Source organism: Flavobacterium petrolei (assembly GCF_003314435.2).
Classification (GTDB): Bacteria; Bacteroidota; Bacteroidia; order Flavobacteriales; family Flavobacteriaceae; genus Flavobacterium; species Flavobacterium petrolei.
The window spans coordinates 375853-391743 of sequence record NZ_QNVY02000001.1 but is presented as its reverse complement, the minus strand read 5'-3'; the positions used below and the strand labels follow the sequence as shown (position 1 = coordinate 391743).

Here is a 15891-nt window from a genome sequence, read left to right as displayed (position 1 = left end):
TTCATAATATCTTATTTTGTAATTCGTTCAACTAAATCAATGTAGAAATCGGTTGGTGAAATAGTTTCATTACAATTTGTAATTGTTTTTAAATGGTCCTTTAAAAAATGCTGGTGTAATGCACCTTCGACTATTGATGAGGCTAAACTTTTTGCATATTTATAATCAGGATTTACCACTTGTATCATTTCTATAACTCTATTGATTACTCTTTTATACACTAAGAAAAAACCAATTTTATTTTCCTCGTCAACGTCTTTTGTTAGCAATGTTTTTGTGAATTCGGCAATTATTATTTTGTTTAGAATAGATTCGTTGATATGGGCGGTTGTAAAATCATCTTCAATTTTTTCCGTTAAAATAGTAATAGCTTTTTTTAATTTCTCCAATGGTATAGATAAATTATTAGTTGCAAACACTAATTTATACTCCATCCAGCCCCAATACCACGAGGATAAATATAATAATAGTTTATGCTTACTTTCAAAGTATCTATAGATTGAACTTTCATTTGAACCAATTTTTTCACCAAGCTTTTTGAACGTAAAATTTTCAAAACCTATTTCATCTATCATTAAAATACTATGCTCAATTATTTTTTTTCCTAAAGAAGAAGTTTCAGGATTCTTGACGTAAAGTTGATCGTTGACTGTTATTGTTATATTTGCTAAAATAGTGTTCATTTTTAAAATTTTGATGATATACTTGAGAGACAAAAAGGGATTTTATATTATTGTTTCACTGCTTGTATTTAAAACGTATTTTTAATTAAAGATAAGTTTTATTGGTTATTATTAGAAATTAATTTTTAGGCCAAAGTTTAAATTTTTCATATCTCTAATGTCAGTTTCGATATTATTATTTTTTAAATCTAAATATTTTAAATGATCTAATGTTTTGAGAACTGGGATTTGCTTCAATTCATTATTGCCCAAATACAATTTTTCTAGATTTTTAAAACGCAGTAGTTCACTTGGTAATGATTTTAAGTGATCATTTTCTAAATGCAGGGATTTTAAATTGGGCAGTTTTGCTAAAATGTTCAGCGTTTTAGGCAAATTCATTTTCTTTTCATCATTTAAAAACACCTCTTCTAATGCGGTCAAATTAGAAAAATCACTAGGTAATATATTGAAATCATTTCCACTTAAATCAATTGTCTTTAGAGATTTTAGAGTTGTAATGCCAATTGGTATTTCCTTCAGATGATCATTTTTAAGATTTAGATAGGTAAGATTAGTAAACTTTGTCCAATTTATAGTATCTAGTTTAACTCTTTGATTACTCAGATCTAGTCTGTAAATCATTTCAGGATTCTTCAGAGCTTCTTCTAAATTATTGTAATCTTTACTTTGATCAGGCTTAATTTGACCAAATAATGCATTTGAAAAGACGATTAAAAATGCCAAAATTAAGTTCGTTTTCATTTTATTTTTTTTAGATTATTCAACAAAAGTAATCACATAATCAATAGTAATGCTATTGATTATGTGACTTTAACTTTTTTTTAAGAAACGCATGCTTTTACTTCTTGTTTAGTAATTAACCTGAACTCGATTTATCATTAAAAAAAATGTGCAAATAATGAAATTAGATTCGTGTAAGTATCTGAAAATTGAAAGTTTAACTTAACGATATTTTCAAGATATGATGATATTTTACGGTAAAATGTTGATTAATTGCTCAAAAATTTCTTCTTTGAAATTCGAAATCGCCTAATTTAAACAATAAAAGCCTCTTTCTAATCGAGCTTAGGGCATCATTAATCCTTGGTTTTAAGAATCCATATTTCCAATAAATTGTGGTTTTCTTGCAATCAAAAATTTATTCCACAAATTTGATTTTAAGTAATAGCATATGTCTTATTATATTTTTCTAATGCTAAAGAATCAATTATTTTTTAGTATTAATTTTTTTTAGTAAGGTCTACGTTTATTAGTGTGTTTACTATGAATCCATTATTGTTTTGAAATACATTTCTTTGTTCTATTTCTCTTCCAAGTTGTACCGTTTGATTTATATAACCGCCTTCAACTCTAAAATTATTGTTGAATTTATAACCTAGTAAAATTCCTATTCGGTTTTGATCAAATATATTTTTATTTACATTTTTTCCAAATCCTATAAGTATTTCATTGTAGGCGGCAATGTATGTTGTTTTGTTTGTTATTTCTTTTCCTTTTAAAGGCATTTGAATTCGAAACATATATCGTAAACGATTAAGGAATAGATAGTCATCTTCTACTCTTATTGTTGGATTTGTATATCTTCCTATGAAACGCTGTTCGAGCATAAAACGATGCGAAAGATCAAATTTTGATATTTTATCTGTGAGAGTAGCCATCTGAAAAATTCTATGTTCCGTAAAATCTCTTCCCATTCCATTTATTGGAAAATCACCATAAGGATAGGTCTCAATCCAGGCATATCCTAATCGTAATTGCAATTTTGGATTGGTTTGGTAGTTCAATCCTACACGCATTAATCCTTGCTGTTTATCAGCAATATAATTGTCTCTTCGCCACTGGTACTCGGAGTGCAAGCTAAATTTATTGGAAACTTTAAATGTCCCAAAATATCCTAACCATCCTATTTGGTTGTGGTCATTTAATCTAGTATTTTGTGAAAAAACACTGCTGCCCATTAGTGACAACAGTGTTATAAATATTATTTTTTTCATTTGGTATTCTTTTTTGGCTGTGGCAAGTTGTTTAGTGTTTCTGGTAGGAATTCTACTTTTCCTGTGTGGATATCGTATACCGCACCTACTATTAATATTTCACCATTTAAGTATTTTTTATGTAAAATGGGGTCTAAATCGCGCAGGTTATTAACTTGGTCAACAACATTTTGTCGGACTGCATTATTAACATGATTCCCAGGTAAATGTGCACATTTTGCCACCGCGGGTTTAATTTCATTAATCAGGGTTACAATGTGGCCGGGTACATCCTCGGGGCGTTCTACAGCTGCAGCTACTGCACCGCATTCTGTGTGTCCCAGCACTACAATTAATTTTGTTTTTAATTTTAATACGGCAAATTCCATACTGCCATAAGATGCCGCAGCAGATACTTGTCCAGCAGTTCTGATGATAAATAAATCACCTAAACCTTGATCAAAAATCATTTCATTAGGCACTCTTGAATCTGAACAGCCTACAATTGTTGCAAAGGGTTCCTGTCCGTTTTCTAGGCTTTTTATGGTATTCATGTCTTGCCTTGGTTTGATTGTTCTCCCTTCAATAAAACGTTTGTTTCCGCCCATTAATTTCTTTATGCCAATCCTAGGATCTGCATAAGCGGAATCTCTATTAATGACGTAATGTTCTTTTTTCCATTGTACGGAATCAATCTCAATTTTTTTTGATTTGTTTTTTTTGACTTGTTTTTCTTGCGAATAAGTGCTTAGACCTACACTTAAACACATTAAAAATAGAATACTTTTTTTCATGTTTTTAATTAATTATAGTGATGCATTTAAATTTAATACAAATATAAATTAAAATAATAGTATTGCTATTAACAATGAAAATTTAACTTTTATTTATAAAAAAAGCTACTCGTTTGGAGTAGCTTTCAATTCAAATATTGCTTATTGGTTTTATTTAAAGTAAAGAATGACAAGTCATTACCTCCGGTTTTTCGACACCCATTAATTCCAAGATTGTTGGAGCGATATCGCCAAGAACTCCATCATGAATCACTCTCAAGTCTTTGTCTACTAAAATAATTGGGACAGGATTTGTAGTGTGTGCTGTATTTGGACTTCCATCAGGATTAATCATTGTCTCACAGTTCCCGTGATCTGCAATTACGATGGTAGTATAATTATGGGCTAATGCTGCCGTGATTACTTTTTCGACACATTGGTCAACTGCTTCACAGGCTTTTATCGCAGCACTCATAATTCCGGTGTGTCCGACCATATCGCCATTTGCAAAATTAAGACAAACAAAATCTACTTCTTCTTTCTCCAATTCGGGAATCAAAGCATCGGTCAATTCAAAGGCGCTCATTTCCGGTTGCAAGTCATAAGTGGCGACCTTAGGAGAGTTTTTCAAGATGCGGCTTTCGCCAATAAAGGGCTGTTCTCTTCCGCCGGAAAAGAAGAAAGTTACGTGAGGATATTTCTCCGTTTCTGCAATACGAATTTGCTTTTTGTGTGCTTTTTCTAAAACTTCTCCAAGAGTTTCCGTAATATTATCTTTGTTGTAAACTACTTTTACGTTTTTGTACGTTTCGTCATAATTAGTCAGCGTAACATAATACAAATTAAGTTTGTGCATGTTTTGTTCATGACAATCCATCTGAGTCAATACTTCGGTTAATTCTCGTCCTCTGTCTGTTCTGAAATTAAAGAAAATAACCACATCATCTTCCTCAATTGTGGCCAATGGTTGGTCGTATTCATTAACCATAACTGTTGGATGAATAAATTCATCCGTTACATTGACTTCATAACTATCCTCGATGGAAGCCACTGCATTTGTTGAATGTGTTCCAATTCCGTTTACTAATAAATCGTAGGCAAGTTTTACTCTTTCCCAACGTCTGTCGCGGTCCATTGCATAATAACGTCCTACAACTGAAGCCAGTTTTACGGTAGTATTAGCGATATAATCCTGTAAATCCTGTATATAATGTTTACCGGATTTTGGGTCTACATCACGACCGTCAGTAAAGGCGTGAACAAAAACTTTTTGCAATCCGTGTTGTTGTGTGGCGTCAATCAAGCCGCGTAAATGAGACGTATGAGAGTGTACACCTCCATCTGAAACCAGACCTAAAAAGTGTACTTTTTTATTGTGTATTTTGGCATACGTGAAGGCATCAACTAGAACTTGCTCCTTCGCTAAAGTGTCGTGAGCAACTGCTAAATTTATTTTGGCTAAATCCTGATATACAATTCGGCCCGCACCAAGATTCATGTGACCTACTTCGCTGTTTCCCATTTGACCTTCAGGAAGACCAACGTTTAATCCGTCAGTTCGAAGTTGAGCACTTGGATAATTTCTATAAAGACTATTAATAAATGGAACATTGGCATTATCGATAGCAGAAACTTTTGGGTCAGGAGATTTTCCCCAACCGTCCAAAATCATTAGAATTACTTTTTTATTCATTGCAAATTTATTTTAAGCAAAGATAAAGTATTTCTAAAAATCTTCAAGTGAATCAAAATCACTATTATAGATTCAGAGGCTAAGCATCACAAATAATGATTATTTTGTTGTGGAAAGTTACCTTTTTTAAGGTTTATGCATTTAGAATTTATTCTTCACTTCATTATAATCTATAAAATAGCGCACACTGATCGAGAAAACATGACTCAATGCATCGTTATTCAGTAAATTGGTGAAGTTCTCTCTAAATTCTTTATTAATGTTTCTTTCAAAAGCACCAGCATTGTTTCGATACAAAACAGAAACCTGACTTCCTGGCGCAAACCACCAAGTATAAGACAAATCAGCATTCCAGGAATAAAAACTTGAGTTTTTGTTGTCTGTGTATCCTGTAAAATCCGTAAGTCTGCCGTTTTGTTCTAAGGATAAAGTATTTTTATTCTCGGCATAGGACCAATAATGGCGTAACGAAATATTAAACGTCATCTGACTGTTCAGTGAATACTTTCCTGAAAGTGTATTTGAATAGGTAATTACATTTCTATTGGCAAAAATTATCGTGTTTGGAGTAGCCGAATTCATGTCGTCATTAATGCTGTCAATATAGCCTTTATTATTGTTTTGCCTAAAAAAGTTGAAGTTGTAATTCAGTGATAATTTATCATTAAAACGATATCTTGGACCCACAGAAAAACCATAGGAATTTCTTCCTGCTTCATCAAAAACGGCGTATGACGGATTGAAATCAATGGCAAAACTATTGTTGTAATTGGTTGAAATATAAATAAAACCTCCAAGTTTACTTGGTTTTATGACGTATCTGTCAGCGGTTCTTGGTTCGTAATAATCGTAGGTCTCTACCGGATTCGCATCGAAACCTATTCCGAAGTAATGATTTTTTTTGGTATTCGAATTAATCTGAAAGTTAATATTGCCCGTTTGTAATTTGCCTGTTTCTTTTTGAAATTGTGAATAAGCGTTTATTCTGGCATTGAAAGTGTTAAAGTACTTCGTCGGATTAAGGATTCTATAACTGGTGTTACCATATACACTGTAATAATTAGTCTCAAAATTGATTCCTAAATCATTGTTGTCAAAATCTTTGGTTGTGATGTCAGCCCCCATGCCATAACGAAATTTACCGCTGGTTTCAGAAAAATTCAATTGGGAATTAATCCCTTTTTTATCTTCTACACCATTGATATAACTGTATTTGAAATCACCGGCAAGGTTGTAGGTGTTTTTTTTAGTATTCAAATCCCAAACTAAGGCGGTTACATTTCCATCTCTAAAACTTCCGTTTCTGGTAACATTTGTGTTAACAAACGCAACAGAAGAATTTTTGCGAAAGCGCTGGTCTAAAACTAATACATTATAATTTGCCAGCGGTTCAACAACTTCTTTTCGGACTTCTTGTGTGTCGTTATTTCTGATGGTTGCAGTTGTTTTTTCGGTGACAGCATTTAAGATTCCAACTCCCAATCCATTTTTGGTTCTTCCAGAAACTTTAAATGCATTGATAAGGTTTACACTAGCGGGATTATCAATGATTTCTTCGTTTGCAGCTGCGGTAGGATAATTGATTGGATTTCCTCCAATTCGTCTTGAATAAACTAAATTTCCTTTGCTGAATAAATCCGTTCCTTCCGTGAAAAAAGGTCTATTTTCATTAAATTGTTGTTCGAATGGTCCTAAATTTAGGATTTGATCGTCGTATTTTGTTTGTCCAAAATCAGGAACAAGAATCATATCCAGCGTAAAAGCATCGTTTATTCCATATTTTAAATCCAATCCGCCTTTAAGTGTTCCGTATGTTTTTTGTCTCGAATCAGCATTAACATAAAAAGAAGAATACGGTAAAAGAAAAAGTCGGGTAGGAGGTTTAATGTTTTCAATACCTTCCAAGACCCCTGTTTGTTGGGTAAATGTTCCCAATTTTGAATCGATGAAGTTCCAAGTAAATTTTTGTCGGTCTCGTCTTATTTCTCTAAAAAAATTAAGTCCCCAAGTTTGTTTGTTTTCACCAGAAAAACGGAGTGCTGCGTATGGAATTCGCATTTCGACAATCCAACCTTTAGCTGTAATTACGGCTTTGCTTTTCCAAACGGCGTCCCAGGAATAATCCTCGCCATTGGTGTCGGTTGTAATACAATCGGCCTGACCGTCAGCCGCATTTACAAAAAATTGAAAATCTTGCTGCCCGTCATTAAAACCATTTATGAAAACTCCAAAAATATCAGAAGTGCCAAAATTATCTCTTTGAGTGATTTCTCTTAAAATTTTATCTGGATTGTCGTCATACATCATGGCTCCAATATATATGGCGTCGTTATCGTATAAGACTTTTACTTCTGTTCTTTTGTTTTCAGGAATTGCCTTGCCATTATCAGGTTCAAACATAATGAAATCAGCTGCTACTGCAGCAGATTGCCAAATAGGTTCGTTTAAATTACCATCAATTTCGATTTTTTCGGAAATGAATTTTGTTTGTAATGTTTTTTTTTGGCTGTAACCAAAGACACTTATGAAGAGGAAACAAAGCAATAAATTATTTTTCATGAAACTGTTGATTGATTGATTGATGCAAAATTAGAAAAACCAAAATAGTTTCAAAGGGACAAATCACCAATCCACACAGTAGTTTGGATTAATAGACTCCCTTTTCAATCGAATGTTACAGTTTGTTTTGAAAAAATTAAAATTTATTTTTTACCGAATTGTAATCAATAAAATAACGAATGCTTACAGAAAGCACGTTTGTAAGATCGCTGTTGAAGATGTTGTCGAGGTTTTTGGATGCTCTTTTTTCAACAATGTCAGATCTTTGTAAACCATAATTACGGTACAAAACTGAGATTTCGCTTCCTGGTGCAAACCACCATGAATAGGATAAATCAAAGTTCCAGGAATTAAAATTCCGGTCTTTGTTTTGTGCGTAAGCTGTGTTTGGAGTTAGATAGCCGCTGTCTTGCAGGGTGAAAAATTCATGATTTTTAGAATACGACCAATAATAGCGAGCTGTTAAATTAATTGTCATTTTGTTGTTCAGTGCATATTTTCCGGTAAAATCGTTTTGAAGGATTTCTCGATTGCGTTCTGCAAATATAATTCCTGTATCATCAAAGGCAACCCAGCCACGATCATTTTTCATATTGGTGTATTCTGCTGCGAAGGATAAAGAAAATTTGTCGCTGAATCGGTATTTTGGACCTAAATAAAAACCATAATTATTTCTACCACTCTCATTGTATTTTGTAACTGTAGGTTGGATAATTAGTGTAAAAGGATTGTTATCGTTTGACGTAAAATTTAGTATGGCGATCATTTTTTCTGGAAGAAATACATATCTTCCATATTCACGAGGCTCGTAAAAATCGAATGTTTTGAATGGTGAAAGTTCAGCTACAAATTCCAAAGTGTCATTATTTAATGTTGTTGCTTTAATTTCTGTCCCAAAAGCACCAGTCTGTAATTTTCCGGAAGTATTGTCTATTTCAAAATTCACATATTCATTTATTCTGAAAGTATTAAAAATTTTGGTAGGATTCACAATTCTATAGCTTGCATGTCCATAGGCATTATGATAATTAGAATAAAAATTGATTCCTAAATCATTCACATCGTAGTTTTCTGAAAGATATTTTCCAGAAAACCCGTACCTATATTTCCCGCTTGTTTTTTCAAATCCAATTTCTGTTTTAAATCCATCATAGTCTTCAATGGTATTGATGGAGCTGTATTTAAAGTCACCATATAAATTATAAGTGTTCGCTTTTGTATTTAAATCAAACAGTAATGCCGCAACATTTGCATCTCTAAAACCACCGTTTCTGGTAGTATTTGCATTAACAAAAGTCACCGAAGAGTTTTGATTAAAGCGTTGGTCCACGACAAACATATTGTAATTTGTCAAAGGTTCAATTACTTCTTTTCTTACCTCTCCCGTATCAATATTTAAAATAGTAGCTTTAGTTTTTTCTGTAACAGCATTCAAGAATCCAATTCCCAAGCCTTTTTCTGTACGTCCGGATATTTTTACGGCATTCAATAAATCTACAGTGCTGGGATAATCCGTTATTTCTTCGTTCAAATTGGTGATTGGTTCGGTGCTTGGAGCACCACCAATTCTTCGGGAATAAAATAGTCCGCCTTTGCTGAATAAATCCGTTCCTTCCGTGAAAAAAGGTCTGTTTTCAGCAAATTGCTGTTCGAAAGGCAATAGGTTTAAAATTGCGTTGTCAAATTTTGTTTGTCCAAAATCAGGTACTAAAATCGCATCTAATGTAAAAGAGTCGTTGATACCGTATTTGATATCCAATCCAGCTTTTAAAGTGGTGTCTGAACCAATGTCACTTTGCTGATAATAAGCGGATGAATAGGGTATTAGGAAAAGTCGTGTAGGAGTTTGAATGTTTTCTATTCCTTGAAGAATTCCTGCTTGTGGAATAACAGCGCCTATTTTAGTGTCAATCCTGTTCCAAGTATATTTTTGTACATCACGCTTTATTTCACGCATGAAGTTTAAGCCCCAAGTTTGTTTATCGGCCTTCGAAAAGCGCAAAGCGGCATAAGGAATTTTCATTTCTACAACCCAGCCAAATTCAGTAATTGTCACTTCGCTGTCCCAAATGGCGTCCCACGTAAAATCTTCATAATCCTCTGTTGCCAAACAATCCATTTGAACTCCTGCCGCACTTACAAAAAACCTAAAATCTTGTTGGCCATCATTGAAACCATTGAGGTAAACGGAGAAATGATCCGAAACACCAAAAACATCTCTATTGGTTATTTCTTTTTGAATTTTATCGGGTTCGTTATCATAAAGTAATGCCGATATGTAAATGGCATTGTTGTCATACAATACTTTTACCTCTGTTTTTTTATCATTGCTTATCGGTTTTCCATTGTCAGGTTCAAACATGATAAAATCCGAAGCAATCGATGCAGATTCCCAGATTTGCTCATTAATCTTGCCATCTATTGTAATGTTTTCTGTGATAGATTTTGCTTGAAGTGACTTTTTTTGACTAAAAGCAGTATGACTAAAGAATATTAAAAAAAATAGAGTTACAGAATATAATTTTGACATAAATTGGGATTGAATATGAACAAAAATAGAAAAATTAACATACAAATTGCCTTTTTTATGATTATTCACTCAATAATTAGTCGTAGTTTTCGTTATTGTAAAACTAAATTTTTGTTAAATACGATTTGATTCTTAATTATTGGCGTACGTTTGCAATCCCGAATTAATCTATAACTTAAAGAAAATCAATGATTTATACGATACTTCCTACTGTTTTGTTTATGCTTGCTTCATTATCTCCAAGTAAAATAAGTTTCTCTGAACCAAATAATGTTAAACCAGTAATTTATGCTAAGGCGTTAGAAACTAGTGTTGAGACTAAAATTGAAATAGCCTACAATCATTTACATTCTGACAAATTTGCTTTGCCAAAATTGGAAAGCTTTGCTGTTGCTTTGAAAGGGTATTATTCCTTGAAAGATAAAGGATTGATCAAAAAAGATATTTTAACCTTAATCGACTTTAGTTTGTCTTCTAATACCAAAAGACTTTGGGTAATTGATTTGATGACTGGTGAAGTCCTGTTTCACTCTCTGGTTGCCCACGGAAGAAATACTGGTGAAGAATACGCTTCTAATTTTTCTAATGCTTCAGAGTCTTATAAAAGTAGCTTAGGGTTCTACGCTACAGGTGAAATTTATAATGGTAAACACGGAATGTCACTTCGTTTAGACGGTTTAGAAAAAGGAGTAAATGATAATGCAAGAGCAAGAGGTGTAGTGATGCACGCAGCAGATTATGTTTCCAATTCATTTATTAAAAATAACCATAGGTTAGGAAGAAGTCAAGGCTGTCCTGCTGTTCCTGCTGAATTATCTAAAGAGATTATCAGCACAATCAAAGACAAATCGTGTTTCTTTATTTATCATCCTTCGAGAGCTTCTGTATTTGGAGCTAAATCAATTTCGTAATTTATCGTACAAATTTGCGTCAAGGTTGTAAATATCATCTCTGAAAATCAATTTGTTGTTCTCGCTCCAAGCGGTCCAATATAGTAGATGAAAAGCTATTTCTTTTTTGATTTTTACAAATTTTGTTCTCTCATTCTGTAAAGTTTCTGTGATATTTTCCAGGTTCCAATTGACTCCGTCGTTTAGGATATATTCTGTTAATTCCAATGGATTGTCTACTCTGACGCAGCCAGAACTTAATGAACGATCTATTTTGTCAAAATAATCCCTGTGATTCGTATCGTGTAAATAAACGGAGAAACGGTTTGGAAAAATGATTTTCACCATGCCCAACGAATTGAAAGTACCCGGACTTTGTACATATCGATACGTTTTGGCCTGAGATAATTGCCATTCGTAAGGACTTACAATTCTTCCATTACTATCGTAAACTTTAATATTTGATTGCGTTAAGTAGCTTCTACTTCTTAAAATAGCAGGGATTACATCTTCCCTCAGGATGGTTGGCGGAACCGTCCAGGTTGGATTAAAAACGACTTGTGTTAATTTAGAACTCAGCACTGGTGTTTTTCTTTTAGCTCTTCCTACAATTACTCGGTGTGTTCTCAACGTATCATTATTGTTTACCAGCGACAACTTATAATCTGGAATGTTGATGATAATATATTCCTTTCCCATTTGTTTCGGATACCATTTCCAGCGTTCCAGATTAGCCAGTATTTGTTGTGTGCGTTGGGTTTTAGAAAAATTAAGGGAAGCAATGGTTCCGGCTCCAATTTTTGCATCAGCGGCTAAACCGTGCCGACTTTGGAATTTTTTTAAGGCATTAACCGTTTCTTCGTCATAAATAGTAGTAAGACTATCTTTAGGTTGCAATTCTTTCCAATAAATTAATCGTTTCTTGATGTCGATTAAAGAAGGATTGGTATCATTCGGAGTTATTATTTTTGTAAATTTTATGGATTTAAAGTTGTCTTTTGGAAAAGAATTAATTTGCTGAAGTGCTTTTTTTAATCTTTTGTAAATAAGGTGATTGGGTTTCAATTGCTCTATTTTATAAGCCAAGGAGTCGGTTTGAAGTAATTGGGCGACTGTTGTATTTAGATCTATTTCGTTTGGTTTCAAATCCCAGTTCTTATATAATTTTCGAGGATTTAGTCTTCCGTTAGTAAGATGTGAGATGTATTTTTGTAAACTGGAAGTCAGTAAAATATCATATTTTGCCAAATCTACAGAATCTAGAGAGGCTGCTTTTTTTTCGAAATCAAATAACGTTTTTACGTTGTAATCTTCGGGGATTAATCCTTCTTCATCTGATTTGAGAAGTTCTCTTAAAATTATTTTTCTCTTTTCTTCGGATTGCCAAACTGTCCTGAAATTCGTAGACGTGTAAAAATCTGTAAGTACTTTGTTGCGGAACGAAAGTACTAAAGTGGAGTCCATAGTGGTTGGTTTTCCTTCCGGTTGCACATGAGGTTTTGCAATCTCTTCTTTCAAGATTACCTCACTTTTTAGTTCTTCTTTTTTACAACTAATGAAGGTCAACAGCATCACAATCAAAAATGTACTATTCATCATTTATACCTTTAAATGTTATACTTTATTGTTCGATTCCTAGACCTTTTACTATAAAAAAATAAAACCTTCCTTTTCCGGCGTTGAACCAAATTAGATTTGGTTTGTTTTTGCTGCACTCTTTTTCATGGGTGAATGCATGTTCTTTACTTCAAATATGGGAACTACTCCCAAGAGATTTTCAGAGTTATATCAACCAAAATGAACAGCTGTTGCTAAAATATGGCCGTCAAGACGACAACTTTCTAGCGATTCTTCCATCCGAAGTGTAGGAAGTCGTACCGAAAATGCATCCAAAGCAACTATTTGTTTGATGTTTTGCATTATTTTTTCAAAGATTTTTTTGTGTCCTATAAAGGTATAATATTTTCATATTAAATTCTTTATGATTTGAATCCTCTTTTTTAAAAAAGGTTTAAGAGGTAAGATTGAGACTTTTTAAGAAAAAAACTTGCATTGAAGCAAAGTTATTAATTATATTTGCACCGTTGTTAATGCGAAAGTAGCTCAGTTGGTAGAGCTCCAGCCTTCCAAGCTGGTTGTCGCGAGTTCGAGCCTCGTCTTTCGCTCTAAGTTTCAAATTTACTTTGAAATCTTATTTTACTGTTATAATGCGAAAGTAGCTCAGTTGGTAGAGCTCCAGCCTTCCAAGCTGGTTGTCGCGAGTTCGAGCCTCGTCTTTCGCTCTAAAACCTCAAACTATTGTTTGAGGTTTTTTATTTTAAGGTTGTGCTAGTCCCGAAGCTTCGGGATATCCCGTCAACGAAGAGATACGGGAAGCCTCGTCTTTCGCTCTTCAAAGCCGAAACTTAATTGTTTCGGCTTTTTTTATTTTGGAGATTTTGTAAAATCATTTTACAAAATTCAATTCAGTTCCAGGTTCTAATTCTTCAGGAATTTGATTTTGTCGAAACAATCGTGCTTTCAAATTGCCTTTCAAAGTAATTGAATCTCCTTTTACGTCTAGCCAACTGCCTTCTCTCAGTCCTAAAACCGGAACAGTATTAAATGCATGATATTCTTTAATTCGGGTTTCTCGTGTTTCGCCCATGTGTTTTGAAGAAGTGTCTGGATCTAAATAATGCGGATTCAAATTGAAAGGAATTAATCCAAGCGTTTTAAAACTTGGCGGATAAACTATCGGCATGTCGTTTGTCGTTTGCATCGTAAGTCCGCAAATGTTGCTTCCTGCGCTTGTTCCTAAATACGGAGTCCCATTTTTTACAACTTCCGAAAGGGTTTCCATCACATTGTTCTTGTGTAATTGGGATACCAGAACAAAAGTATTTCCGCCTCCTGTGAAAATTCCTTCGGCATTTTTTATCGCCTCTGCGGGATCTTCAAATTCGTGAATTCCTATTACCTTTTTATTTATTTTGGCGAAAGCCAAGCCAACCATTGCAGTGTATTCCTGATGCGAAATACCGCCAGGTCTGGCGTAAGGAATAAAAAGAATCGTGTCACAATCCTGGAAATGCGTTGTCAATTCCGGTAATAGATACTCCAGATAATTCTCGTTTGCAAGTGTTGAGGTACTTGCGATTAGTATGTTTTTCATTTTTGGTGCATAATTTGTGCTAAAGATATTAAATCGGTCTTTTTTATTTCAAATTTTTAATTAACATTTTTTTACCAAGTCTTTAGTACTTAATTTGGAATGCATTAAGATACTTTTACGAGGTGTCAATAATGGCTATCAAAGAGATGATTAGAATTGTGTACTTATTTTTGGCTTTTACTATAACAAATGTTTGGTCACAAGATGCGTCCCGAAGAAAATTGAACGGAAAAGTAACTGCTGATGTTTCAGTTTTGGAAGGTATTTATGTTATAAACAAAAAAACAGAAAAGGCATCAATTACGGATCGTGATGGTAATTTTTTTATTCAGGCAGCTGCTGGTGATACATTGCTGTTTACTGCGCCGCAGTTCAAAGAGACTTTATTGCTGTTGACTCAGGATGATTTTGAACAAGGAGTTCTTTATGTGAAAGTCACGCCAATAGTGAATCAATTGCGGGAAGTGATTGTTCGAAATGGGATTAATGCATCTTCATTAGGGATTATTCCTAGAGGTCAGAAAACGTATACTCCGGCTGAACGCAAATTGTATACGGCCAGTGATCTTAATGCTTCCGCAAATGCGGGTAGCATGATGGGAGGATCAGTTTCGGCGGATCCATTGTTAAATTGGATTTCGGGAAGAACTAAGATGTTGAAAAAAGAAGTTGAGATTGAAAAGAAAGAATCCTATTTAAGACAGTTAGAGAATTTGTTTACTGCCGATTACTTTGTGAGTAAATTAAAAATACCTGCTGAATATGTCAAAGGATTCGAATATTACAGTATCGAAAATGAACGATTTGTGACGGTTCTGAAATCTAAAAATGTTACAATGACTACTTTTTTGATAGGAGAATTAGCTACTAAGTATAAAGAAATAATTGCCGGTGAAAATTAAAAATACGCTACAGTTTGTAATCCTTTTGTTGGTTCAGGTTGCCTTTGGGCAGACCAATAATACGAAGGAAATTCGAGGAAAAATAACTTCAGATTCTGTTGCAGTGGATCGCATTAACGTTGTAAATGTGTCAACGGAAAAAGCAACGGTTTCAGATGCTAATGGTTTTTTTACAATCCCCGGAAAAGAAGGCGATATTCTATTCTTCACAGCCGTTAATTTAGAGGCTCTTCGCCGGAAAATCACTAAACAGGATTTGGTAGAGGAAGTTATTACGGTTCAGATGATTCCTAAAAGTATTATTTTGAAAGAAGTAATAGTGAATGAATCATCTATTACTGCGGAGAGTTTAGGAATTATTCCCTACGGTCAAAAGAAATACACACCTTCTGAAAGGAAATTATACACAGCAACTTCTGGTGGTGGAATTGACGGGCTATTGAATACGATATCCGGGAGAAAAGCTATGTTGAAAAAGGAAATTATTGTAGAAAAGAAAGAACAGCTTTTGGCTAGAATTGATGTGCTTTTTGAAGATAAATATTACACGGAAACCTTAAGGATTCCGTCGGATTATATCAAAGGATTTCAGTATTATTGTGTTGATGATGGTGTGTTTGCAAATGCGTTGCGAGCAAAGAACAAAACATTGATTATGTATTTAATCGTGCAACTTGCTGAGAATTATAACGAAATTATAGCGCTTGAAAATAAATAACATTTTAAGGGAA

The 15891-nt window shown here is 33.7% G+C and carries 13 protein-coding genes and 2 tRNA genes; 5 read left to right on the top strand and 10 right to left on the bottom strand.

Features of this window, described 5'->3' with window-relative positions; translation table 11 throughout:
• Positions 1-11: 11 nt before the first annotated feature.
• The 7 genes from DR871_RS01720 to DR871_RS01690 form a co-directional block, all read right to left on the bottom strand.
• Positions 12-683, bottom strand: a complete 672-nt coding sequence (locus tag DR871_RS01720) for a TetR/AcrR family transcriptional regulator (RefSeq protein WP_113665128.1) — start codon at positions 681-683, stop codon at positions 12-14.
• Positions 684-794: 111 nt separating this feature from the next.
• Positions 795-1427, bottom strand: a complete 633-nt coding sequence (locus DR871_RS01715) for a leucine-rich repeat domain-containing protein (protein WP_113665129.1) — start codon at positions 1425-1427, stop codon at positions 795-797.
• Between the two features lie 479 nt (positions 1428-1906).
• On the bottom strand, positions 1907-2680 hold the full coding sequence (locus tag DR871_RS01710; protein WP_113665130.1) for a DUF2490 domain-containing protein: 774 nt from the start codon (positions 2678-2680) through the stop codon (positions 1907-1909).
• On the bottom strand, positions 2677-3453 hold the full coding sequence (locus tag DR871_RS01705) for a carbonic anhydrase (RefSeq protein ID WP_207209792.1): 777 nt from the start codon (positions 3451-3453) through the stop codon (positions 2677-2679). The genes DR871_RS01710 and DR871_RS01705 overlap by 4 nt, the downstream gene beginning before the upstream one ends.
• A 154-nt stretch (positions 3454-3607) precedes the next feature.
• Positions 3608-5125 carry a 2,3-bisphosphoglycerate-independent phosphoglycerate mutase gene (gene gpmI, locus DR871_RS01700; protein ID WP_113665131.1) on the bottom strand — a complete coding sequence of 506 codons (1518 nt, stop codon included), beginning with the start codon at positions 5123-5125 and terminating at the stop codon, positions 3608-3610.
• Positions 5126-5266: 141 nt separating this feature from the next.
• Complete coding sequence (locus DR871_RS01695; RefSeq protein ID WP_113665132.1) at positions 5267-7684, bottom strand: DUF5916 domain-containing protein; 2418 nt, start codon at positions 7682-7684, stop codon at positions 5267-5269.
• Between the two features lie 136 nt (positions 7685-7820).
• Entirely contained in the window at positions 7821-10214 is a 2394-nt protein-coding gene (locus DR871_RS01690) for a DUF5916 domain-containing protein (protein ID WP_113665133.1), read from the bottom strand.
• 188 nt (positions 10215-10402) lie between these two features.
• Here DR871_RS01690 and DR871_RS01685 point away from each other — a divergent pair, with 188 nt between their 5' ends.
• Complete coding sequence (locus DR871_RS01685; protein ID WP_113665134.1) at positions 10403-11125, top strand: murein L,D-transpeptidase catalytic domain family protein; 723 nt, start codon at positions 10403-10405, stop codon at positions 11123-11125.
• On the opposite strand, the gene DR871_RS01680 is transcribed toward DR871_RS01685, so the two are convergent.
• Both DR871_RS01680 and DR871_RS16600 read right to left on the bottom strand, forming a co-directional pair.
• Entirely contained in the window at positions 11114-12703 is a 1590-nt protein-coding gene (locus DR871_RS01680; protein WP_242497061.1) for a L,D-transpeptidase family protein, read from the bottom strand. The genes DR871_RS01685 and DR871_RS01680 overlap by 12 nt on opposite strands.
• Positions 12704-12892: 189 nt before the next feature.
• Positions 12893-13024, bottom strand: coding sequence for a hypothetical protein (locus tag DR871_RS16600; protein ID WP_256371166.1), 132 nt, complete (start codon positions 13022-13024; stop codon positions 12893-12895).
• A gap of 172 nt (positions 13025-13196) precedes the next feature.
• On the opposite strand from DR871_RS16600, the gene DR871_RS01675 reads away from it, so the two are divergent.
• Positions 13197-13269: transfer RNA gene (locus tag DR871_RS01675), tRNA-Gly, on the top strand.
• 44 nt (positions 13270-13313) lie between these two features.
• Positions 13314-13386, top strand: a tRNA-Gly gene (locus tag DR871_RS01670).
• Between the two features lie 164 nt (positions 13387-13550).
• Here the strand turns inward: DR871_RS01670 and pepE are convergent.
• The gene (gene pepE / locus DR871_RS01665) at positions 13551-14258 is read right to left on the bottom strand and encodes a dipeptidase PepE (protein WP_113665136.1); all 708 of its coding nucleotides are present in this window, start codon (positions 14256-14258) and stop codon (positions 13551-13553) included.
• 131 nt (positions 14259-14389) lie between these two features.
• On the opposite strand from pepE, the gene DR871_RS01660 reads away from it, so the two are divergent.
• Both DR871_RS01660 and DR871_RS01655 read left to right on the top strand, forming a co-directional pair.
• The gene (locus DR871_RS01660; protein ID WP_242497060.1) at positions 14390-15160 is read left to right on the top strand and encodes a hypothetical protein; all 771 of its coding nucleotides are present in this window, start codon (positions 14390-14392) and stop codon (positions 15158-15160) included.
• Positions 15150-15878, top strand: a complete 729-nt coding sequence (locus DR871_RS01655) for a peptidase associated/transthyretin-like domain-containing protein (RefSeq protein ID WP_165355295.1) — start codon at positions 15150-15152, stop codon at positions 15876-15878. Before DR871_RS01660 ends, DR871_RS01655 begins: the two co-directional genes overlap by 11 nt.
• Positions 15879-15891: the final 13 nt, after the last annotated feature.